At 46.8% G+C, this 21929-nt stretch carries 17 protein-coding genes; all 17 read right to left on the reverse strand.

Annotation, left to right across the window (positions count from 1 at the left end; translation table 11 throughout):
- Nucleotides 1-5: 5 nt before the first annotated feature.
- The 17 genes from glpK to ACFQ1X_RS05855 all read right to left on the reverse strand — a co-directional run bounded on the left by glpK (nt 6) and on the right by ACFQ1X_RS05855 (nt 21852).
- Nucleotides 6-1499 carry a glycerol kinase GlpK gene (gene glpK / locus ACFQ1X_RS05775; protein ID WP_144837635.1) on the reverse strand — a complete coding sequence of 498 codons (1494 nt, stop codon included), beginning with the start codon at nt 1497-1499 and terminating at the stop codon, nt 6-8.
- Between the two features lie 15 nt (nt 1500-1514).
- On the reverse strand, nt 1515-3326 hold the full coding sequence (gene mutL / locus ACFQ1X_RS05780) for a DNA mismatch repair endonuclease MutL (RefSeq protein WP_144837202.1): 1812 nt from the start codon (nt 3324-3326) through the stop codon (nt 1515-1517).
- 4 nt (nt 3327-3330) lie between these two features.
- Nucleotides 3331-5856, reverse strand: a complete 2526-nt coding sequence (gene mutS, locus ACFQ1X_RS05785; RefSeq protein WP_144837206.1) for a DNA mismatch repair protein MutS — start codon at nt 5854-5856, stop codon at nt 3331-3333.
- Between the two features lie 126 nt (nt 5857-5982).
- Nucleotides 5983-6414 carry a RicAFT regulatory complex protein RicA family protein gene (locus tag ACFQ1X_RS05790; RefSeq protein ID WP_144837209.1) on the reverse strand — a complete coding sequence of 144 codons (432 nt, stop codon included), beginning with the start codon at nt 6412-6414 and terminating at the stop codon, nt 5983-5985.
- A gap of 199 nt (nt 6415-6613) precedes the next feature.
- Entirely contained in the window at nt 6614-7411 is a 798-nt protein-coding gene (locus tag ACFQ1X_RS05795; protein WP_144837637.1) for a TIGR00282 family metallophosphoesterase, read from the reverse strand.
- Nucleotides 7412-7476: 65 nt separating this feature from the next.
- Entirely contained in the window at nt 7477-9033 is a 1557-nt protein-coding gene (gene rny, locus ACFQ1X_RS05800; protein ID WP_144837212.1) for a ribonuclease Y, read from the reverse strand.
- Nucleotides 9034-9337: 304 nt separating this feature from the next.
- On the reverse strand, nt 9338-10399 hold the full coding sequence (gene recA / locus ACFQ1X_RS05805) for a recombinase RecA (protein WP_144837215.1): 1062 nt from the start codon (nt 10397-10399) through the stop codon (nt 9338-9340).
- Between the two features lie 192 nt (nt 10400-10591).
- Nucleotides 10592-11827 (reverse strand): competence/damage-inducible protein A, encoded by a 1236-nt coding sequence (locus tag ACFQ1X_RS05810; RefSeq protein ID WP_144837218.1) that lies wholly within the window; start codon nt 11825-11827, stop codon nt 10592-10594.
- A 478-nt stretch (nt 11828-12305) separates the two neighbouring features.
- Complete coding sequence (gene pgsA / locus ACFQ1X_RS05815) at nt 12306-12884, reverse strand: CDP-diacylglycerol--glycerol-3-phosphate 3-phosphatidyltransferase (RefSeq protein ID WP_144837221.1); 579 nt, start codon at nt 12882-12884, stop codon at nt 12306-12308.
- Between the two features lie 49 nt (nt 12885-12933).
- A complete protein-coding gene (locus ACFQ1X_RS05820) occupies nt 12934-13794 on the reverse strand; it encodes a helix-turn-helix domain-containing protein (RefSeq protein ID WP_379082016.1) in 861 nt (286 codons plus the stop codon).
- Between the two features lie 26 nt (nt 13795-13820).
- Nucleotides 13821-14624: a YmfK family protein gene (locus ACFQ1X_RS05825; protein ID WP_144837224.1), complete on the reverse strand. Its 804-nt coding sequence runs from the start codon at nt 14622-14624 to the stop codon at nt 13821-13823.
- A gap of 110 nt (nt 14625-14734) precedes the next feature.
- Nucleotides 14735-15454, reverse strand: a complete 720-nt coding sequence (ymfI, locus tag ACFQ1X_RS05830) for an elongation factor P 5-aminopentanone reductase (RefSeq protein WP_144837227.1) — start codon at nt 15452-15454, stop codon at nt 14735-14737.
- The gene (gene yfmH, locus ACFQ1X_RS05835; RefSeq protein WP_144837230.1) at nt 15451-16755 is read right to left on the reverse strand and encodes an EF-P 5-aminopentanol modification-associated protein YfmH; all 1305 of its coding nucleotides are present in this window, start codon (nt 16753-16755) and stop codon (nt 15451-15453) included. Before yfmH ends, ymfI begins: the two co-directional genes overlap by 4 nt.
- Complete coding sequence (yfmF, locus tag ACFQ1X_RS05840) at nt 16748-18022, reverse strand: EF-P 5-aminopentanol modification-associated protein YfmF (RefSeq protein ID WP_144837233.1); 1275 nt, start codon at nt 18020-18022, stop codon at nt 16748-16750. Before yfmF ends, yfmH begins: the two co-directional genes overlap by 8 nt.
- 270 nt (nt 18023-18292) lie before the next feature.
- Nucleotides 18293-19252, reverse strand: coding sequence for an ABC transporter permease (locus ACFQ1X_RS05845; protein ID WP_144837236.1), 960 nt, complete (start codon nt 19250-19252; stop codon nt 18293-18295).
- A 1-nt stretch (nt 19253) separates the two neighbouring features.
- On the reverse strand, nt 19254-20303 hold the full coding sequence (locus ACFQ1X_RS05850; protein WP_144837239.1) for an ABC transporter permease: 1050 nt from the start codon (nt 20301-20303) through the stop codon (nt 19254-19256).
- Complete coding sequence (locus tag ACFQ1X_RS05855; protein WP_144837242.1) at nt 20293-21852, reverse strand: ABC transporter ATP-binding protein; 1560 nt, start codon at nt 21850-21852, stop codon at nt 20293-20295. Before ACFQ1X_RS05855 ends, ACFQ1X_RS05850 begins: the two co-directional genes overlap by 11 nt.
- Nucleotides 21853-21929: the final 77 nt, after the last annotated feature.

Consider the following 21929-nt stretch of genomic DNA (forward strand, 5'->3'; position numbering starts at 1 on the left):
ACCCCTTATCTGCTGAATGCACGGGTGGCAGCAACCGCTTTTTTCCACCCGTTGTATAAATCATTTCTTTCTTTCTCATCCATCTGTGGTTCATATGTTTTTTGGGTTGTTGCGAGCTTTTTTATATCGTCCAGATTCTGCCAAAATCCTGTAGCAAGACCCGCCAGATATGCAGCCCCTAGAGCAGTGGTTTCATTGAGCCTCGCCAGTTCCACGTCTTTTTGAAGGATATCACTCTGGAATTGCATCAGGAAAGCATTCGATACAGCTCCCCCGTCTGCTCTTAAAACTTTGATGTCGATGCCCGAATCCTGCTCCATGCAATCAAGCACATCTTTAGTTTGATAAGCCAAAGATTCCAAAGTCGCCCGTATGAAATGCTCTTTTTCAGTGCCTCTGGTCAAACCGAATACAGCACCACGAGCTTCTGAATCCCAGTGAGGTGTTCCCATACCCACGAAGGAGGGAACCACATAAACGCCATCCGTAGAGGGGACCCGTTTAGCATATTCCTCCGAATCCGCCGCATTTTTCAGCATGCGCATACCGTCCCGCAGCCATTGAATTGCTGACCCTGCCACAAATATACTGCCTTCAAGAGCATAGACGACTTTGCCGTCAAGTCCCCAGGCAATGGTTGTCAGCAGGCCATTTTCGGATTTCACGGCTTCTTCTCCTGTATTCATCAACATGAAGCAACCGGTGCCGTATGTATTTTTCGCCATCCCTTTTTCCACACAATGCTGGCCGAACAGCGCCGCTTGCTGATCGCCCGCAATGCCGGCAATCGGTACCTGCTGACCGAAAAATACACTCGGGTCCGTTTCACCATAGACCTCGGATGAAGACTTGACTTCCGGCAGCATTTCCATCGGGATGCCCAATTTCCCGCAAATTTCCTCGTCCCATTTCAAATCGAAGATATTGTAGAGCAACGTCCGTGAAGCGTTGGAAAAATCCGTAACGTGTACAGCGCCGTCCGTCATTTTCCAGATCAGCCACGAATCGATTGTGCCAAACAGCAGATCGCCCCGTTCCGCTGACTCCCTGGCGCCGTCCACGTGGTCGAGAATCCATTTGACTTTCGTGCCTGAAAAATACGGATCGAGCAGAAGCCCCGTTTTGTTTTGGAACCAGTCCTCAAGACCTTCTTCTTTCAACTCATCGATGATGGGCTGTGTCTGGCGCGACTGCCAGACGATGGCCGGATAGATCGGCTGGCCGGTCTTTTTATTCCACACCACTGTTGTTTCACGCTGGTTGGTGATGCCGATGCCGGCAATCTGCGTCTGCAGGATTCCACTTTCCGTCAATGCAGCAGCCAAAACTGACAGCACAGAGCCCCAGATTTCACTGGCGTTATGTTCAACCCAGCCCGGTTTCGGGTAATATTGTTTGAATTCTTTTTGAGAACTGTGGACCAGTTCCCCTTTTTTATTGAACAGAATCGCTCTGGTGCTGGTCGTTCCCTGATCGATGGATAAGATATAGCTTTCCAACACAACATACCTCCTCTAATTCATAACTCGTTTAAACATCTTTTCGACATCATAGGTTCTAAAATGAATGATGACCGGACGGCCATGCGGACAGGTGAAAGGCTGATCTGCCTTTTTGAGATCCACCAGCAGCTGTTCCATCTCGTGCTTCTGCAGATAATGATTCGCTTTGATCGAGCGCTTGCAGCTCATCATGATTGCTGCATCCTCCCGGAGCTTCTTCACATCCGCACGGTTGCCATTCAATACTTGTTCGATCAGTTCTTCGATAATTTCCTGTTCAAAGCCTTTCGGGAACCAGGTCGGATGCTCCCGGACAATAAACGACGAATCGCCGAACACTTCCAGAAAGACACCCGTTTCTGCCAGACTGTCCAGATTGTCCTGCAACCTGAGTGCTTCATCCCGGCTGTAATGGAAAGTCAGCGGCAGGAGCAGCGACTGGCGTTCCATCGCATCCGCCTGTCCCACTTTCTCACGGAAATATTCGTATTTGACGCGTTCCTGCGCTGCATGCTGATCCACGAGATAAAAGCCGTCCGCGCTTTGCGCCACGATATAGGTGCCGTGAATCTGGCCAACTATTTCCAGTTCCGGAAACTGGGGACTTTCCTCCATTCCCTGTTGTCCGGGAGAATATTCATTTGAAGTGTCATTCGATACAGGATTTTCTTCAGTTACTGACTGTTCGATTGGATTTTGTTGTGTATATGGCGCCGTGTATGCCGTCTGCTCTGTCACCTTCTGCTCGTTTACAGTGGCAGATGTTTTCCAGAGATCGAGTTGGCTGGAAGGGGAATAGGCTTTCTTTTTCGGTTTCGGCTGTTCGATGACCGGTGCCCGAACCGCTGTGCTGACTGCCTGGCGGATTGTCTGATGGATCAATTCCATCAGCTCTTTTTCTTTACTCAGGCGGATCTGCTGTTTTGCCGGATGGACATTGACATCTGTCAGGTAGGGATCCCCTTCTATATTCAACACGGTGATCGGCTGCCGTTCGAGCGGCAGGAAAGTATGATAAGCGCGGTGAACGGTTGTTGCGATTGCGTAATGCTTCACCCAGCGGCCATTGACGAAAAGCGAGATATAGTTTTTATTGGCCCGGGTAATTTCAGGCAAAGAAGTATAACCGGCAACTTTATAATCCTGGGATTCACCTTCAAACGGAATCATTTTCTTTGCGATGGACACACCGTATATATCTGCCAGCACACGGCGGATTTCTCCACTGCCTGAAGTCTGCAGAAGGGTTTTGCCGTCATGGACCAATTTGAAGGAAACCGCCGGATAACTGAGAGCGAATCGGTTCATCAAATCAATCGTGTGGCCGAGTTCTGTCTGCAGTGTTTTCATGTATTTCAATCGTGCCGGCGTATTAAAGAATAATTGTTCGATTTTTATATCGGTTCCTTTGCGCAGGGCATTCGGCCGGCTGTCGATCAGGCGACCGCCTTCGAGGTGCACATACGTGCCGCTAATTCCGTCAGAAGTCTGCAAAGTCACTTTCGAGACCGAAGCGATACTGGCCAGCGCCTCGCCGCGAAAACCAAGCGTGCGGATTCGGAATAAATCGTGTTCATTCTCGATTTTACTGGTTGCGTGACGGGAAAAAGACAGCAAAGCATCTTCACTGTCCATTCCCGCCCCATTATCGATGATGTGAATCGACGTCAGCCCCGCCTCTTCCAGCAGAACTTCCACCGTACCGCTTCCGGCGTCGATGGCATTCTCCACCAATTCCTTGACGACAGATGTTGGCCGTTCCACAACTTCACCTGCTGCTATCTTATTTGATAAAGGCTCATCCATTAAACGGATCTTTCCCATAGAATCACTCCTTTCGGCTTAGTTTCAGCTGCAGATCATTGATCATCTGCAATGCTTCAAGCGGCGTCATTGATGTTATTTTCGCATCGGATATTGCCTGAATCACTTCTTCGTTATCTGTATCACGGTCATCGAAAAATGATAATTGTTCGATTTGCCGGGTCTGCTGTGTTTTCTCTGCTTCGAAAGTTGTCAAAAGCTCCCGGGCACGCGACAGGATTTTTTGCGGCAGATTTGCCAGTTCCGCAACATGGATGCCGTAGCTTTTATCCGCAGGTCCCGGCTTCACTTTATGAAGAAATACCACTTTACCGGATTGCTCCATTGCCGCCACGTGGACATTAGTCAATCGCCCGAGTGATTGATCAAGCGGTGTCAGTTCATGATAATGGGTGGAAAACAAGGTATTGGCACCTATTTTTTCATGTATATATTCAATCATCGACTGTGCGAGCGCCATGCCGTCATAAGTGGAGGTGCCACGGCCGATTTCATCAAACAGCAACAGGCTCCGTTCGGTGGCATGGGTGATGGCATATTGGGATTCAAGCATTTCGACCATGAATGTACTCTGACCGGAAACAAGATCGTCCGCCGCTCCGATTCGCGTAAAAATCTGATCGACTACCGGCAGCTTCGCCGAGTCTGCCGGCACATAACTGCCGATCTGTGCCAGTACAATAGTCAAAGCCACCTGGCGCATATATGTACTTTTACCCGACATATTCGGTCCCGTAATAAGCAGCATATTGCTGTCTTCCGTCAGTATGCAATCATTCGGCACATAATGCTGCCGGTTGAGCATCTTCTCAACGACCGGATGGCGTCCTCCGACAATTGAGATGTCCCTGGAGTCTGTAAAATCCGGTTTTGTAAAGCGGTATTTTTCCGCTACATTCGCGAAACTGAGGAAGACGTCCAATGCGCTCAAAGTAGAAGCGAGAGATTGGATGCGGGATATATACTGTTTCACTTCATCACGGATCACCGTGAATAATTTGTATTCAAGATTCAAGCTTTCTTCTTCCGCCCTCAGGATCAAAGTTTCCTTTTCCTTCAGTTCAGGCGTAATATACCGTTCGGCATTTGCCAAAGTCTGCTTGCGTTCATAACGTTCCAAATCGGCTAAATGCATATTGGCTTTTGAAATTTCGATGTAATAGCCAAAAATGCGGTTATAGCCGATCTTCAAAGTTTTGATGCCGGTCTTTTGGCGCTCCTGCTGCTCCAGCTGCGCAATCCAGTCTTTGCCGTTCCGCGAAGCGTCTCGGTACTCGTCCAATTGCCGGTTATAGCCCTCCCGGATGACGCCACCTTCTTTTGCTGACAGTGGAGGATTATCGCTGATCGCCTCGAGCAACTCGCAGACTTCCCCGCAGCGGTCGAGGCGTCCTGCAAAATCGCTCAAGCGGCCATTGCCCGCTCCGCTAAGTTCGTCTATAATTGCCGGAATTTTTTCCAGTGAACTTCTGAGCTGCGCCAAATCGCGACCGCTGGCACTGCCGAATGCAATGCGGCCGCTCAACCGCTCGAGATCGTAGACTTCCTTCAAGGCATTCTGCAACTCCACACGGGTGAAATAATGTTCGATAAGGGATTCAACCATCTGCTGGCGAACTTCGATGCGGCTCTTGTTGGCGAGCGGTTGATGCAACCATTGCTTCAGTTTGCGGCTGCCCATCGCGGTTACCGTTTCATCCAATAACCAAAGAAGCGTCCCTTTCGTTTCTGCTCCTCGGATTGACTGCAATAATTCAAGGTTGCGCTTGGAATGGAAATCGATACTGAGCAATTGCCCTTCCTCGTTATAGGCAAAAGGCTGGATATGCTCCAGTGATTGTTTCTGTGTACGTGCGATATAGGTTAACAAACGATGGCTGCTGCCTGTCAGTTCTGCCGGACATTCTTTCACCAACGAACCATCCAGTTCATATAAAAACTCCATCGGTTCGATCGACAACAATAGATCCTGCGCATCTTCATTCAATAACAGGAACAGGGAATCGGATACGACCAATTCGCGGATTCCGAGCGATTGCAATTCCTGAAGCAAAGCTTTGCCCTGGCCCATTATGTATGTGGCTGTCGATTCCCCAGTAGAAATATCGATGTAGGATAACGAAAAGCCACCCGACAATTCTTCCGCTGCCGCAATAAAGTGGTTCGATTTGGAATCCACGCTTTTGCCTTCTGTGTGGGTGCCCGGTGTGATGAGCCTCACTACTTCCCGTTTGACGACCCCTTTAGTCAGTTTCGGATCTTCCACCTGCTCGCAGATGGCGACTTTATGGCCTTTGGCAATCAGCTGATCTATGTAATTTTTTGCTGCATGATGTGGAACCCCGCACATTGGAATTCGGTCGTCCCCGTTGCCGCCTCTGCTTGTCAGCGTAATTTCAAGCAATTGGGATGCCTGCAGGGCATCGTCGTAAAACATTTCATAAAAATCTCCAAGCCGGAAAAAAAGGAATGCATCCTGGTAATCCGCTTTCACTTGAAAATATTGTTGCATCATTGGTGTAATCGCCATTTTAAAACCTCTTTCGCAATCGATTCTTCGTTTCTCCATTATAACAAAAATAGCGGCATAAAAGAAAAAACCGAAAGAGCGATGGCTCTTTCGGTTCTTCTGTTTTCATTTATGGGGCCTCAAGACTTACGAACAACTGCTGCCTTGTGAATCATTTTTCACTTTCGAGCCGGTTTCACCGCGCAGCAGGTCGCCGCCGGTTTCCGTGATGATGTTGTTTGTAACCTGATTGGCGATTGCAGTCGATACCATCTGCAATAAAGAATTGACATCGCTCTGTGATTGCTTGAATTCCTGTACAATCGGCACAGCGTCAATTTCATCTTCAATTTTCTTGATTTTGCCTTCGATCAATTCTAGTGCACGTTCTTTGCCGTAATGCTGGAAATTGACCGCTTGCTTCTGAAGGCTTTTCAGGCTGGCAATCTTTTCGCGGATCTGCTGATTTTCATTAATTTGTGCTTCTGCACGCTTGAAGAAATCCACTTCTTCAGTTGCGGCGATCATATCTGCCACTTCGCGTGATTTTGCCACGATTTGTTCTTTTGTATAAGTCATCTATTGGACACCCACTTCTTGGCCGTCGGCAACTTTTGAAAGTTCACCGTTCAGCGACCATGATTTAATTTCAGTTATTTTTACTTTGGTGTGTTGGCCCAAAATCGAATTCGGACCTCTACGGCTATTATACTGAAAAGGTACGGCGTCCTACAAGTGAATTGCTATATTTGTCGATGAATTGTCACCAACTGGTGACTTATCCTCGGAATGGATGATCTTCATTGATATAGATTCGTTCGCAAGAAATCGCTTTGCCTGTTTCATCATCAATTTCCGTAAAGAAGCCGCTGACTACTGCGCGGCCACGCTTCGGCACTTCGAAACGGGTTGGCATATTGGTCTTGAACCGGTAAAGCACCGCCTCTTTGCTCATGCCGAGCACTTCGTCGTAAGGCCCCGTCATGCCGACGTCGGAAATATATGCTGTGCCGCCGGGAAGTATGCGCGAATCCGCCGTCTGGACATGCGTATGAGTGCCAACGACTACAGATGCCCGGCCGTCGAGATGCCAGCCCATGGCGATTTTTTCACTTGTCGCTTCCGCATGGAAATCCACGAACACCAATGGCGAAATTGCTTTCGCTTCTGCCAGAAGCTCATCCGCTTTCTGGAAAGGGTCATCGTGCGGCGGCAGGAATACGCGGCCGTGAAGATTGATCACCGACAGCGTTTTTCCGTTTTTCGTAAGAGTGGCCATTCCACGTCCCGGGGCTTCCGCTGAGAAGTTTGCCGGACGGATCAGGTAATCCACTTCGTCAATAAAATCAAAAATCTCTTTCTGGTCCCATGTGTGATTACCCATTGTCACCATATCGACGCCCATGAACAGGAGATCCTGATAAATCGCTTTCGTAATTCCTCTTCCGGCAGCTGCGTTTTCACCATTTGCGATTACCGCATCCGGCTGATATTTTTTCTTCAGGCGCGGCAAATACGATTCCAATGCATCGCGGCCGATTGATCCAACAATATCACCAATAAACAATACTTTCATGCTATCACCTTTTTCCATAAGAAAAAGGCTTCTTTGAATAGACATTCATCGAAGCCTCCATCCTATTATTTTGCGTATTCAACTGCTCTTGTTTCTCTGATCACGGTCACTTTGATGTGGCCCGGATAATCAAGCTCTTCTTCAATCCGCTTGCGGATATCGCGAGCCAAACGGTGTGCAGTCATATCGTCAATCTGTTCCGGTCTGACCATGATGCGAATTTCGCGGCCTGCCTGAATGGCGAATGATTTCTCAACGCCTTCATAGGATTCCGAAATCTCTTCAAGTTTTTCCAGACGGCGGATATAGTTTTCCAGAGTTTCACTTCTCGCTCCCGGGCGCGCTGCCGATAAGGCATCAGCTGCTGCAACGATGACCGAAATGATCGATGTCGCTTCAGTGTCGCCGTGGTGGGACGCGATACTGTTGATAACCACTGGATGTTCTTTGTATTTGGTTCCAAGTTCAACCCCGATTTCAACATGGCTGCCTTCCACTTCATGGTCAATCGCTTTACCGATATCATGAAGCAATCCTGCGCGCCGTGCCAAGGTGACATCTTCGCCAAGTTCCGCTGCCATCAAGCCGGAGAGGAATGCAACTTCCACTGAGTGCTTGAGGACGTTCTGCCCGTAACTTGTGCGGTAACGCAGACGGCCAAGAATTTTGATCAAATCGGGATGCAGGTTATGTACCCCAACGTCAAATGTGGTTTGTTCCCCAATTTCACGGATTTGCTCATCTACTTCGCGTCTGGACTTTTCAACCATTTCTTCAATCCGTGCCGGATGGATACGGCCATCGGATACCAGCTTCTCCAGTGCCAATCTCGCAGTTTCGCGTCTGATTGGGTCAAAGCCTGAAAGAATTACTGCTTCCGGCGTGTCATCGATAATCAAATCAATGCCGGTCAATGTTTCAAGCGTACGGATGTTCCGGCCTTCACGGCCAATGATACGGCCTTTCATTTCGTCATTCGGCAGATTGACGACTGAAACTGTCGTCTCCGCCACATGGTCTGCGGCAAAACGCTGCATCGCAAGAGACAAAATGTTTTTGGCCTTTTTATCGGATTCCTCTTTTGCACGGGCTTCAGTTTCTTTCACCATTACCGCAATATCGGTAGAAAGTTCATTTTCAACCTGTTGCAGGATGATTGACTTCGCTTCTTCGCGTGTCAAAGATGAAATCCGTTCCATTTCGGATTGCTGCTGTTGAACCAAGTCTTCAGCTTTGCTCTCCATCTGTTCAATATGCTGTTGTTTTTCGGCTAGGGCTTCATCTTTGCGTTCAAGCCCTGCTTCTCTTTTGTTTAATGCATCATCCTTGCGATCCAAATTTTCTTCTCTCTGCAACAACCGATTTTCCTGTTTCTGGAGTTCTGATCGGCGTTCCCGAATATCAGATTCTGTTTCAGTACGCAATTTGTGATTTTCGTCTTTTGCTTCCAAAAGGGCTTCTTTCTTCAGCGCTTCGGCTTCTCTCTTCGCATCTTCAATGATCTGCTCTGCAGAGTTTTTCGCACCAGCCATTTTGGAATCATTTGATTTTTTCATTACAAAATAACCAACAAACATACCGACGAAGATACCAAGCAAAGCGAAGATGATCACGTTTTCCATTCGGACACCTCCTCTTGCTATTCATTTTAACATTTCAAAAATAGATTGAATTTTCGTTCTGTTCAAACGCTGTAAAATTAGTAAATTATACAGTTTTAATTGTATAGATGGAGCTTTGAAGTGTCAACCCGGTGAAAGTCCATAAAAGCAGGCGGACTTTCTGCCTGCTTCCTTTCAAGGCAGCAGGGATTCGCTTTACTGCTCTTCGTCAGCCAGATGCGCTTTGGAATCCTGGCTGCTGAAAATAAAACAGCTGGTGGCACCAAAGCATCGCTCCGGCATCAACAGCTGTTAAAAATCGAACTTATTTATCGTCTTCGTCGATTAGAAGATTAAACTCTTCCGGCTCTTCTTTTGAAGCGGCGATCGTATAAGATGCTGCAGCCATTCCGTATTGTTCACGGATTCTGTTTGCAATCTCATTGCTGATATCACCGTGGTCACGCAGGAATTGCTTGGCGTTTTCACGGCCTTGCCCGATGCGGTCTTCTTTATAGGAATACCACGAACCGCTTTTCTGAATGATTTCAAGTTCTGCACCGATATCGACGATTTCACCTTCACGCGAAATCCCTTTGCCGTACATGATATCCACTTCAGCTGTACGGAACGGCGGCGCAACTTTGTTTTTGACGATTTTAATCTTCGTTCTGTTACCGATGATGTCATTGCCGGACTTCAACGCTTCAGCACGACGGACTTCCATGCGGATAGATGAATAGAATTTCAATGCGCGTCCACCAGTAGTCGTTTCAGGGTTACCGAACATAACACCGATTTTCTCGCGGACCTGGTTAATGAAAATAACAATTGAATTTGACTTGTTGATGATACCGGATAATTTACGGAGAGCCTGAGACATCAGACGAGCTTGCAAGCCCATGTGAGAATCGCCCATTTCCCCTTCAATTTCCGCTTTTGGTACAAGTGCGGCAACCGAGTCGATTACAACGATGTCAACTGCTCCGCTTCGAACCAATGCTTCACAGATTTCCAAAGCCTGTTCGCCTGTATCTGGCTGAGACAATAATAACTCATCGATGTTGACGCCGAGGTTCTGTGCATAGACCGGATCAAGTGCATGCTCTGCATCGATAAATGCTGCTGTTCCGCCTGAGGCCTGTACTTCGGCAATGGCATGAAGTGAAACAGTCGTTTTACCTGAACTTTCAGGGCCATAAATTTCAATTACACGGCCACGCGGATATCCGCCTATTCCAAGTGCAGAGTCAACTGCCAGTGAACCACTGGAAACTGATGAAATATTCCGGTCGCTTTTTTCCCCTAATTTCATTACTGAACCTTTACCAAATTGTTTTTCAATTTGTTTTAACGCAACATCTAACGCTGCTTTACGATCGCTCAAAAGAAATCCTCCTCTTAATAAAAACCAATTTTTCTACCTGTTTCTAGTATACTAGGTTATTGAGAAATACACAAGAAAAAAGCGAACGTTTATTCGTGTTCGCATTTTAAATTCATACTTTAAAAGCTCTATCAGGACCATATCCCATTTTTGGAATGGAAAAACGCGCAAAAATAAATTTTGCGCGTTTTTTTATTTGCTCAGTGTTCGTATTAAATAGTGCAAAGCCAATTTCACCGTACGGATGCGGTTCGTATTGCGCATGCCCGACAATTGAAGCCGGTATGCGTCTGTTCCTGACTCCGACGCGATTCCGATCCAAACAGTACCGGCAGGCTGGCCGCCGTGCGCATCAGGACCGGCTACGCCCGTCAAACCGATGCCGAAGTTCGTACCGAATTTCTCCCGAACTCCCTCGGCCATTGCCAGTGCAGTCTGTTCGCTGACCACGCCAAAGCTCTTCAACAGCTCCGCCGATATACCGAGCTGGCTGATTTTGATCTCTTCATTATAAGCAATCGTTCCGCCAGCAAGCACTGCACTGGCCCCTGGAACCGATGCCAGTTCGGATTGGAACAGGCCGGCAGTCAGACTTTCCGCAGCTGAAATCGTCTTTTGCTGCTGTTTCAGCAAGTCCACTGCACGGGAGGCAAGCGAATCATCGTCATAGCCGTAAAGGTATTGGCCAACAACCTCGAGAATTTCTTTCTTCGCAGCATTGATCAGTTCCCAGGCTTGCTCGGTCGTGTCCGTTTTGGCGGTGATGCGCAAAGTCACTTCACCGGCCGAAGCGAGAGGCGCGATTGTCGGATTCGTCTGTTTTTCCAGGATGCTATCCAAACGGTCTTCGAGTTCCGCTTCACCTATGCCATAAAACCGAAGAACGTGGGAGATGATGACGTTTTCCTTATTCAGCATACGGATCAATTTCGGCTTGGCTTCAAACTGGAACATCGGCTCGATTTCATGCGGCGGCCCAGGGAGCAGGATATAAACACGGTCTTCATGTTTATAGAACATGCCGGGCGCCATGCCGTTGTCATTTACGAGCACTTCGCTGCCTTTCAGAACCATTGCCTGCTTTTTATTGTTCTCAGTCATCGGCCTTTGGACGCGTTCGAAAAATTCTTCTATTGAAACCATGGCCGTGTCGTCCATTTCGAGTGTAGTGCCCAGATGCCTTGCAATGGTTTCTTTCGTCAAATCATCTTTGGTCGGCCCAAGTCCCCCTGAGAAAATAATCAGATCTGCACGGCTCTCGGCAATTTGAATCGCCTGTTCAAGACGCTCCGGGTTGTCGCCCACCACTGTATGGTAATAAACATTGATGCCGAGTTCAGCCAAATGTCCCGAAACGAAACGGGCATTGGTATTGGTAATCTGTCCGAGCAGCAGCTCAGATCCCACTGCAATTATTTCCGCATTCATCGGGCAATCCCCCTTCTGTTGCACTTATGTAAGTTAAAATACATTTAAGAATCGATATTCCGCAAAACAGCTTGCTTGCCTGGGGGCTCGCGCTGAGCTAACTCGGTCTCGTTTCACTTCGTCCGAGTGGATCTCAGCACTTCACTTGGTCCCCTGGGCGTCTTCGCTGTTTTGCTCCATATCTTTGATACTCTCTTCACCAAAGTTAATCTCCCGCGCCGGCGCGTCCAAAGAGCAGGCGAATGCCGACGGAGTAAAAGACGAGTGGTCTTCTCGATTTTTTGCGGGAGCTAAGGTCGCCAAACGGAGATAGTGCACCTTTGCTACGAGCAGTGCGCAGGAGCATAATCTTTGCTTTGGCCCTTCTGCGACGAAGCAGCGCAGCGATGCAGGAGCATAACCTTTGCCCTGCCCAAAGCGCCAAAGCGGTTTCCAATAATAATTCCTATGTTCGCGTTATATAGGTAAAAAAATCATTTTATTTCGAAGCCAGCAATGCTTTTCTGTTTGCGTAGAAATAGTCCCAACCGGACCATACTGTGAAGATCAATGCGATATAAAGCATGATCAATCCGAAAGGCAAGCCGATCAGCGCGAATATCATATCATACAGAAGCAGTGCGGCAATCGCCAGAATTTGCGCAGTGGTCTTGATTTTGCCAAGTCCACCGGCTGCAACAACTTCCCCTTCTCCCGCCAGCACCAGGCGAAGGCCGGTTACCGCAAATTCACGGCTGATGATGATGATGACAATCCACGATGGTGCAAATCCAAGTTCCACTAAAATAATCAAAGCTGCCGACACCAATAATTTATCAGCCAGCGGATCCAGGAATTTACCGAATGTCGTCACCAGATTGTATTTGCGTGCATAATAGCCATCCACCCAATCCGTGAGTGAAGCGAAAATGAAAATCAATGCCCCGATAAAATGGCTGATCGGCAAAGTTGCACCAAGCAGGGTCATTTCTCCCCAACCAAAATCAAACAGCATGAAAATCATGAATACCGGTATTAAAAGAATACGTGAAATAGTGATTTGGTTTGGTATGTTCATTTTTTTCTCCTTTCTTACTTTCAAGAAAAATAGCCATCTGTTTAGATGGCTATTCAGCGTCTGTAAATTCAATGACAATGTTCTGTGTTGTCAGATCCTGTTCATACTCAATCGGTTCACCGTTCAATATAAGTTTAACATTCGGCGCAGCGCCGAGACGAAGCCGAACATACGATTCGCCTGTGAGATCCAGCGTTTCGCTTTCCCCCGCTTGCATTTCAGACGGTGTAATCATATCTTCCTGATTTTCATTTGTGGCAGCAACCCAGGATCGGCCGGAAACTTCAATAAGCAATTCCCGTTCTGCAGGCCCTGCCCATTGGAATGTCGTGGTCTCAGCGTTAGTACCCACTACAGTAAATTCTGTCTCAGGCTCAGCCGGTTCCTCTTCAATGGGTTCTTCTTCTTCTTCTTCATTAGCCGCTTCTTCTTCATCAGTTGCTGATGAAGTGTTTTTTGAAGGAGCCTCGTATTGCAATCCATCATCTGTTTCCGCTTCTTCCTCTGTCGGATCAGCCAGCATATTATAGAAGAACCAAGTCACAAATAAAATCACGACAATGAACAAAGCGACAATGATCATCGGCATCTTTTCATTGATTCTGTTGGAAGAAGGTTTTGAAATCGATGTTCTGCGGGACGGAGCGGCAGATGACATCGGTTTCCTTACCTGCTCTTTTGTTGTTTCAGGCATTTCGGATTTATGCTGTTCCAGCAGTTCATCTGCTTTCAGTCCGACAGCCTCGGCATATTGCTTTATAAAAGCGCGGACATAAAACTGTCCAGGCATCATGCTGTAATTGCCTTCTTCAATTCCCGCCAAATAACGTTTCTGTATTTTGGTTACGTCCTGCAAATCCTCCAGACTGTAACCTTTCTCGATTCTCGCCTCTTTCAGGCGAGTACCCATTTCATTCAACACGATCACCTGCCTGCCTAAAAATTAAAACCCCCGCCAAACATATCGTCCATCTGGCTCTTATTATTCATCGTATTATCTCTCTCAATCACTTCATACGTGATTTCCTCATCCGGATGGTGGCGCAACTCGATAATGTAGTCGAAATCTTCAATGCTGTATTCTGATTGCTGGATAAACATATCCGGATGCTCCACCACTTTGATGGTCGGCATCCGCATCATTTCACGGACGAGCTGCATATGGCGTTCATCATGGGCGCGTCGTGTAACAATGCCGTCCAGTATGAAAATGTTGTTGTCGTTGAATTCGTCGCCCATCAACTGATTTCTGACTGTCTGCTTAATCATGGTGGATGACAGGAAAATCCATTTTTTATTGGCACTGACACTTGCAGCGACAATGGACTCGGTTTTGCCTACCCGCGGCATTCCCCGAAGACCGACCAGTTTATGGCCTTCCTGTTTAAAAATCTCCGCCATGAAATCGACCAGCAGGCCGAGTTCATCCCTGACAAAGCGGAAAGTCTTCCGATCATCGGCATCACGCTGGATATATCGCCCGTGGCGAACCGCAAGAATATCCCGAAGTTTCGGCTCACGGAATTTTGTTACAGCAATTGTTTCGATCGTAGAAAGGATCTGCTCAAAGCGCTCCAACTGCACATCATGCTCCGCGCGCAACAGCATTCCGCGCCGTCCCTGGTCCACACCATTAATAGTGACGATGTTTACACGGAGCATCCCGAGCAGTGAAGCTATATCTCCCAGCAAACCCGGACGGTTCACTTGAATTTCGTATTCAAAATACCATTCTCTCATTGAGCGTCCGACCTTTCGCTGTCAATTTTTTAGTATTTTCCTATTCTTCTATAATAGCTGATTTACCGCTGCAAGAAAAGGGCTCTTCCAAAGAATAAGTAATTAGGCATTCAGATATGCCAGCCGCCATTTATTCGCAAAGTCTGACCGGTAATATAGTCCGCTTTTCCGCTGACCAAAAAATCCACCGCATCCGCAACGTCCTGTGTTTTTCCAAAGCCAAGAGGGATCTCCTCCCGAATTGAATCCAGTTCTTCCGGCAGCAGGCCGCTGTTCATTTTGGTCATGATAAACCCGGGTGCAACGGCGTTGACCCGGGTCCCTGAAAAGGCCATCTCTTTCGCGTAAGCTTTCACGAATGCCAGCTGCGCCCCTTTGACAGAAGAATAGACGGTCTCCATTGCTGCGCCTGTTTCTCCCCATATGGATGAAATGAAAACAATATAGGATTTCGGATGCCGCTGAAATACGAACGATAATTGACGGACTGCAGAAACCGGGTTTTGGACATGGACACGCCACAGCGTTTCCATTTCGGAATCAGCCGTATCCGCCAGCATCTTCGAGACGGCATGTCCGCTCGCTACAACGATGCAGGATACATCAAACACCTGGCTTGCGAGATGTTCCGAAGATCCCGTTTCTGAAAAGTCCGCATGAACTTCAATGAACTCAAGATGCGGGTACATTTCTCTCAAGTAAGCCGCCAGCTCAGTCGGCGGGTTCGCATTCCAATGAAGGTAAAGCGACCAGCCGGAAGCAGCGAGTGTCCGTGAAATGCAGTCCCCTATTTCGCCGGAGGCCCCCATTACAAGAGCGAACTTCTTCACTCCGCTGCCTTCTTATCAGGCGATTCAATCGTAAATACCGACTGCTGGCTTTCGGCACTTACGAGTGCAAATGCCCGCTGCAGATCAGCAACTTCGATTTCCTCAAGAGTCGGCACGACATCAAAAAGATTCATTCCATTAAAAGTGTAACGTGTAAATTGGTTGGCGATATATTCCGGAGAATTTAATGCACGAAGGAAAAAGCCGATTTTCTTGCGGCGCATACGGTCGAGGTCCGCTTGTCCGAATGGCCATTTTTCAACTGCATTCGCAATCGTATGTTTTATTTCTTCTGCCAGGATATTCGGTTCAGCCGTATCCGAGCCGATAATGGCATAGCCGAATCCGCTTTCCAACGAGTAATCGAATGAATAGGATTCATCAATCCAGTTCTTTTCGTAAGCGTTATGGTAAAAATCCGAAGTTCGTCCAAACAGCAATTCAAACGCCAGTTCGGCAGCGAGCTCATGTTTCAGCATTTCTTCACCTTGCATATCCATTTTCTCGGGTTTGATGCCGACGAAAACTTTCGGTTTCTGAACGCTCATCTCCAGCACTCGTTCTTTAATCGCTGTTTCGACCGGTTCTTCAGGAAAAATTCTTTCAATTTCATGCGCATCCTCGAAAGTTTTGCGCGACTGGTTGTCTTTGACCAGCTTCATCATTGCTTCCGGATCTACAGCCCCTACGACGAACAGCACCATATTGGAAGGGTGGTAAAACGTGTTATAGCACGTATACAGATGTTCAGCTGTTATATCCTGAATCGACTCGACAGTTCCTGCGATATCGATTTTCACCGGATGGTTCTTATACATATTTTCGATGATGCCGAAATACAGACGCCAATCCGGCTGGTCGTCATACATTGTGATTTCCTGCGCAATAATGCCTTTTTCTTTTTCGACTGTGTCTTCCGTAAAATAAGGTTCCTGCACAAAATCAAGCAAGGTTTCCACATTTTCATTCACTTGTGCCGTAGCTGAAAAAAGGTAAGCGGTACGCGTAAACGAAGTAAAGGCATTGGCAGAAGCACCTTGTTTTGAGAATTGCTGGAAAATGTCCCCTTCTTCTTTTTCAAACATTTTATGTTCCAGAAAATGGGCAATGCCATCCGGTACTTTGACCGCTTCTTTTTCTCCGCGGGGTACAAAGTGATTATCAATCGAGCCGTATTTAGTGGTAAAAGTTGCAAAGGTTTTGGAAAAGCCCTTTTTCGGCAAAATGAACACTTCAAGGCCATTTTCCAGCTTCTCGTGGTATAAGGTTTCATCCAATTGTTCGAATTCCACTTTATGCATCAATGTCACTCTCCTTTCCTGACAGGAAATAAGTCATTTCCAGACTCAAGTCTTTTGCTGCTTGAGCAATATCTTCTTTTGTCACATTATTCCATCTGTTGATCAGGTAATCCGGTTCGAATGCTTCATCCAATTCCATATATTGATCGTAAATATCGATTTGGCCGCGTGCGGAGTCAAGGGCTTCTGTCAACTGGTTCGTCAGCAACGCTTTTGTCTGACCAAATTCAACATCCGAAATGTTCCCGGCTTTTATTTCTTCCAGTTGCTGCAGAATCAGCTTGACCGCTTTTTCTTCGAGTTTCCCGTCGATTCCGGCCAATACGAACATCAGACCGAATTGCGAGGAATAAGAGCTGGAAACATAATATGCCATACTCTCTTTTTCCCGGATATTCACGAATAGTTTCGAATGTGCATAGCCCCCGAAAACTCCGTTGAATAATTGCATAACCGGGAATTTTTCATCACGGAATGTTACCGGGCTGAAAAACGCCATGTGGAGTTTTCCCTGTTTCATATCTTCAAATTCGGCAACGCGCTGCTGTGCCGGTTTTTTCAATTCCATCGATGGTGCAGCAAGCGGTTTTTCACGGTCCCCAAAATGGAAATAATCGCGGATATAATCGGCGATGACTTCCGGCTTCACATCTCCGACCGCATAAATTTCCACTTCATTCGATTCGATCATTGTCCGGTATTCTTCCATCAGCTTACCATTGCTGATCCCTTCGACTTCTTCGATTGTGCCGTTTGCGGGAATGGACGCCGGATGTTCCGGCAGCGCCAAATCCATCATGCGCTGCTGGGCGAAACGCGTTTTATCATCGAAGATGGATTCGATTCTTTCTTTCACCGCATTTTTTTCACGAAGGAAAATCGATTCCTTGAAAAGGTCATCTTCAAGATTCGGCTTGAACAGGACAAGGTACATCAAATTCAATACTTTTTCGAGTACGCCGGTTTCTGAAAGATATTGGTCATTGACCGTTTCCACATTCAAACTGACGATATGTTCATTGCCGCGCTTGGAAGAGTCCATATACAGTGAAGTTCCGTACAAATCATCAAGTACCATCCGCAATGCGGTATGGGATGGGTAGGCTTCATTGCTGTGCTGGAGGACATTCGCCAGGATTGAGCGGGCTGATGCTTTTTCCTTGGATAATTTATCTTTAAACTTTATCGAAATATTAACGGTTTTGAATTGCGTGGTTTCATTGACGTGCACATTCACGCCTTTCGCGAGTCTGATAGTTTCAAACATTATGGATCCCCTCTCATAGTTCATTCTTTTACTATACCGAACCCTTTCCGTTAATTGCAAATAAAGAAATGTGACGGCGCCCGTTAAGCTCTGAAAGGCATAAGACGCTCTGGCGAAGTGGCGTGTTTTCAGCCACACAGCAAGAGTGGCTTATGACCCGAAGAGCTGGGCCGCTGGAGTCTGGACAACAACAAAAGGACAAAAGCCTTGTCATTCAGAGAACAGAAAAAAAAGAGCCGTCGCTTTGACGGCCCCTTTAAATAGTAGATTCTATCGCTCACCTTTGATATAAGGTTTACCATTCGCTTTTGGTGCGTTCGCTTTACCGATGAATCCGGCCAGCGCTAAAATTGTCAGCACGTACGGCAGGATCAGCAAGAATACATTCGGTATTTCCGATATGATAGGAATACTCGATCCCGCGATGCTCAATGACTGAGCCAGTCCGAAGAATAGAGCTGCCCCCATTGCGCCAAGCGGATGCCATTTACCAAAAATCATAGCGGCAAGCGCCATAAATCCTTGGCCATTGATCGTGGCATGTCCAAAATCACTTGTAATGGTCTGAGCATACACCGCGCCTCCGATACCAGCAAGTGCTCCGGATATCATAACTGCAGTGTAGCGCATTTTTGTAACATTGATCCCCATCGTGTCCGCGGCCATAGGGTGCTCCCCAACTGAGCGTAAACGCAACCCAAATGGAGTTTTATAGATAATAAACCAGGCAAGTACTGCTACCCCGATTGCAAAAAAGGAGGTTAGGTAAACCGACTGGAAAAACAGTGGCCCGATAAATGGTATCTCCGACAAGAGTGGAACGTCAGCACGACCGAAACGTTCTGTAATAAAATCTGTCTGCCCTTTGTCAAAAATCTTTTTGACAAGATACAGTGAAAGAGCAATTGCCAGCAAGTTGATTGCCACACCTGATACAACCTGATCGGCACGGAAAGAAATCGAAGCCACAGCATGCAGAAGTGACAATAACAATGCCGCAACCATAGCTGCAATCAACGCCACCCAAGGAGTGGCTCCGCCGAAAGTATCCGCAAAGAATAAATTGAATACAATTCCGGTAAATGCACCGATTACCATTAATCCTTCAAGACCGATATTGACAACGCCCGATCTTTCAGAAAACACACCGCCGATTGCGACAAGGATTAAAGGAGCAGCGTAGAAGATGGCCGAAGGAATGATGAAATATAAAACATCCAAGAAACTCATATTACTTCGCCTCCTTCTTCTTATTTGCTGCCCGCAGCAAGAGCAGGCGGATAATATAGCCAGAAGCTACAAAGAAAATGATGACTGCAATAACGATTTCCACGATTTCCAGCGGAATATTTGCTTCGTTAGGCATGTTCAAGGCACCATACTTCAGAGAACCAAACAGAGTTGCACCAAAAATAACGCCAAGTGGAGTATTCATTCCCAATAAAGCGACAGCTATCCCATCAAAACCAATTCCTGTAAATCCGCCTTTGGAAGAAACATATTGGAATGTTCCAAGAGCTTCCATCGCTCCAGCCAAACCTGCAAATGCTCCGGAAATGACCATTGCCAAAATGATATTTTTATTCACGTTCATCCCTGCATATTCTGATGCATTCTGGTTAAACCCAACTGCTTTCAGCTCATATCCAAGGGTTGTTTTTTCAAGTATCAGCCACATGACACCAACCATAATCAAGGCTAAAAGAATTCCGTAATGGAGGCGTGAGAATTCTGTGAGATTTTGAAAAAACTCAGAACGCAGCGATGCGCTGGTAAAGATCAGTTCTGTACGGTCTCCGCCGTCAGAAACTGTTCTGATTAATGCATTCGTTACGTGCAATGCGATATAGTTCATCATGATCGTCACGATTACTTCGTGTACACGAAACTTCGCTTTTAACAGTCCCGGGACAAAGCCCCATAAAGCTCCGGCAGCTGCTGCTGCCAAAATAGCCAGCGGCAAGTGGATAATTTTCGGCAATTCCACAGCAACACCCACGTAGGCAGCCGCAAACCAGCCGACAATCAATTGCCCTTCCACCCCGATATTGAAAAGACCTGAGCGGAACGCAAACGCTACGGCCAGACCAGCCAATAAATAAGGTGTTATTTGACGGAGAGTTTCTCCTATTGTATACAGATCCCCAAAAATCCCGTTCCATAAAGCTGTATATCCGGTTATCGGGTTATAACCGCTGACCAGCATGATAATTGCTCCGACCAGCAAGCCCAGTATAACGGAAACGAGTGGGACCAGAATATTGGTCACTCTATTCGACATGCTGATCCTCGCCTTCCTTCTCTGTTTCATTATTTTCGTCTCTAATATGATGTCCGGCCATCAACAGGCCAAGCTCCTGCTCCGTCGTTGTTTCAGGCGTTACAATATCAACAATCTCACCGTCATGAATAACAGCGATTCTATCTGATACATTCATGACTTCATCGAGTTCAAAAGAAATAAGCAGCACCGCTTTGCCATTGTCACGCTGTTCGATAAGCCGGCTGTGAATAAATTCAATTGCACCCACATCCAGTCCGCGTGTCGGAAGAGCCGCAATCAATAGATCCGGATTCCGGTCCACCTCGCGTCCGATAATGGCCTTCTGTTGGTTACCGCCTGACAGGGAGCGCGCCAGTTCGTGCGGTCCTTGTGTCCGGACATCAAAATCGGCAATGATCTGTTTTGCTTTTTCGTTGATTTTATCGTAATCAATGATTCCATGTTTGGAGATTGGTGAAGTGTAATATGTTTGCAGTGCAATATTATATCCAATAGGAAAATCAAGCACCAGTCCGTGTTTGTGGCGATCCTGCGGAATGTGGCCAACACCGGTTTCAGTCACTTTACGCGGTTTCAAACCTGTAACATCTTTTTCATTGATGCGGATGGTTCCGCTTTTCACTTTGCGTAATCCGGTAATCGCTTCGATCAACTCGGATTGCCCGTTGCCGTCTATCCCGGCTATGCCTACAATTTCGCCTTTACGTACATTCAGATTCAAGCCTTTGACTTTTGCCACTCCTCGGTAATCTTCTACTACAAGGTCATGGATATCGAGCACTTCTTCCTTAGGAAATGCCGGACCTTTTTCAGTTGTAAATAATACATTCCGGCCAACCATCAGAGATGCCAGTTCATTCGGATTCGTTCCTGAAGTGTCAACTGTGCCGATTCCTTCGCCTTTTCTGATAACTGTAACACGATCTGAAATTTCCATAATCTCTTTCAGTTTATGGGTAATTAAAATAATGGACTTGCCTTCAGCAATCAACCTTTTCATAATCTGAGTCAATTCAATGATCTCCTGTGGAGTCAGAGATGCGGTAGGCTCATCAAAAATCAGAATTTCAGCTCCGCGATAAAGCGTTTTCAAAATTTCTACGCGTTGCTGCATTCCGACTGAAATGTCTTCAATTATTTCATTAGGATCCACGTTCAAACCATACTGTTCAGATAAAGCTTTTACCTTTTTTGCTGCATCTTTCTTATTTGTCACACCGTACTTCGTCGGCTCGGAACCCAGGATGATATTTTCCGTCACAGAAAAATTTTCGACCAGCATGAAATGCTGGTGAACCATTCCAATTCCCAAGTCGTTCGCAACTTTCGGATTCGTAATATCCACCTTTTTTCCGTGGACGCGGATCTCGCCGCCTTCCGGCTGGTAAAGACCGAAAAGAACGTTCATCAAAGTTGATTTTCCAGCACCATTTTCACCCAGCAAGGCGTGGATTTCACCCTTTTTTAACTGCAGAGTGATATTGTCATTGGCGACAAAGTTTCCGAACTCCTTTCGGATATTCAGCATTTCTACAACATATTCCACTGTTTTCACTCCCTCGAAAACTGATCTGTTCTCTTGAATTAATTAATACAGGAAAGGTTTCCATTTAAAAAACCTTT

It is taken from the genome of Metaplanococcus flavidus (assembly GCF_042675885.1).
Classification (GTDB): domain Bacteria; phylum Bacillota; class Bacilli; order Bacillales_A; family Planococcaceae; genus Planococcus; species Planococcus flavidus.

Coding starts and splice junctions, on each gene's coding strand:
- ACFQ1X_RS05820 (WP_379082016.1), bottom strand. CDS start 13,794: ATGGGTACTCGCCTGAAAGAGGCGAGAATCGAGAAAGGTTACAGTCTG.
- rny (WP_144837212.1), bottom strand. CDS start 9,033: ATGGAAAACGTGATCATCTTCGCTTTGCTTGGTATCTTCGTCGGTATG.
- yfmH (WP_144837230.1), bottom strand. CDS start 16,755: ATGCATAAAGTGGAATTCGAACAATTGGATGAAACCTTATACCACGAG.
- ACFQ1X_RS05850 (WP_144837239.1), bottom strand. CDS start 20,303: ATGTCGAATAGAGTGACCAATATTCTGGTCCCACTCGTTTCCGTTATA.
- mutS (WP_144837206.1), bottom strand. CDS start 5,856: ATGGCGATTACACCAATGATGCAACAATATTTTCAAGTGAAAGCGGAT.
- ACFQ1X_RS05795 (WP_144837637.1), bottom strand. CDS start 7,411: ATGAAAGTATTGTTTATTGGTGATATTGTTGGATCAATCGGCCGCGAT.
- ACFQ1X_RS05825 (WP_144837224.1), bottom strand. CDS start 14,624: ATGAGAGAATGGTATTTTGAATACGAAATTCAAGTGAACCGTCCGGGT.
- ACFQ1X_RS05790 (WP_144837209.1), bottom strand. CDS start 6,414: ATGACTTATACAAAAGAACAAATCGTGGCAAAATCACGCGAAGTGGCA.
- ACFQ1X_RS05845 (WP_144837236.1), bottom strand. CDS start 19,252: ATGAGTTTCTTGGATGTTTTATATTTCATCATTCCTTCGGCCATCTTC.
- mutL (WP_144837202.1), bottom strand. CDS start 3,326: ATGGGAAAGATCCGTTTAATGGATGAGCCTTTATCAAATAAGATAGCA.
- ACFQ1X_RS05810 (WP_144837218.1), bottom strand. CDS start 11,827: ATGAATGCGGAAATAATTGCAGTGGGATCTGAGCTGCTGCTCGGACAG.
- yfmF (WP_144837233.1), bottom strand. CDS start 18,022: ATGTTTGAAACTATCAGACTCGCGAAAGGCGTGAATGTGCACGTCAAT.
- pgsA (WP_144837221.1), bottom strand. CDS start 12,884: ATGAACATACCAAACCAAATCACTATTTCACGTATTCTTTTAATACCG.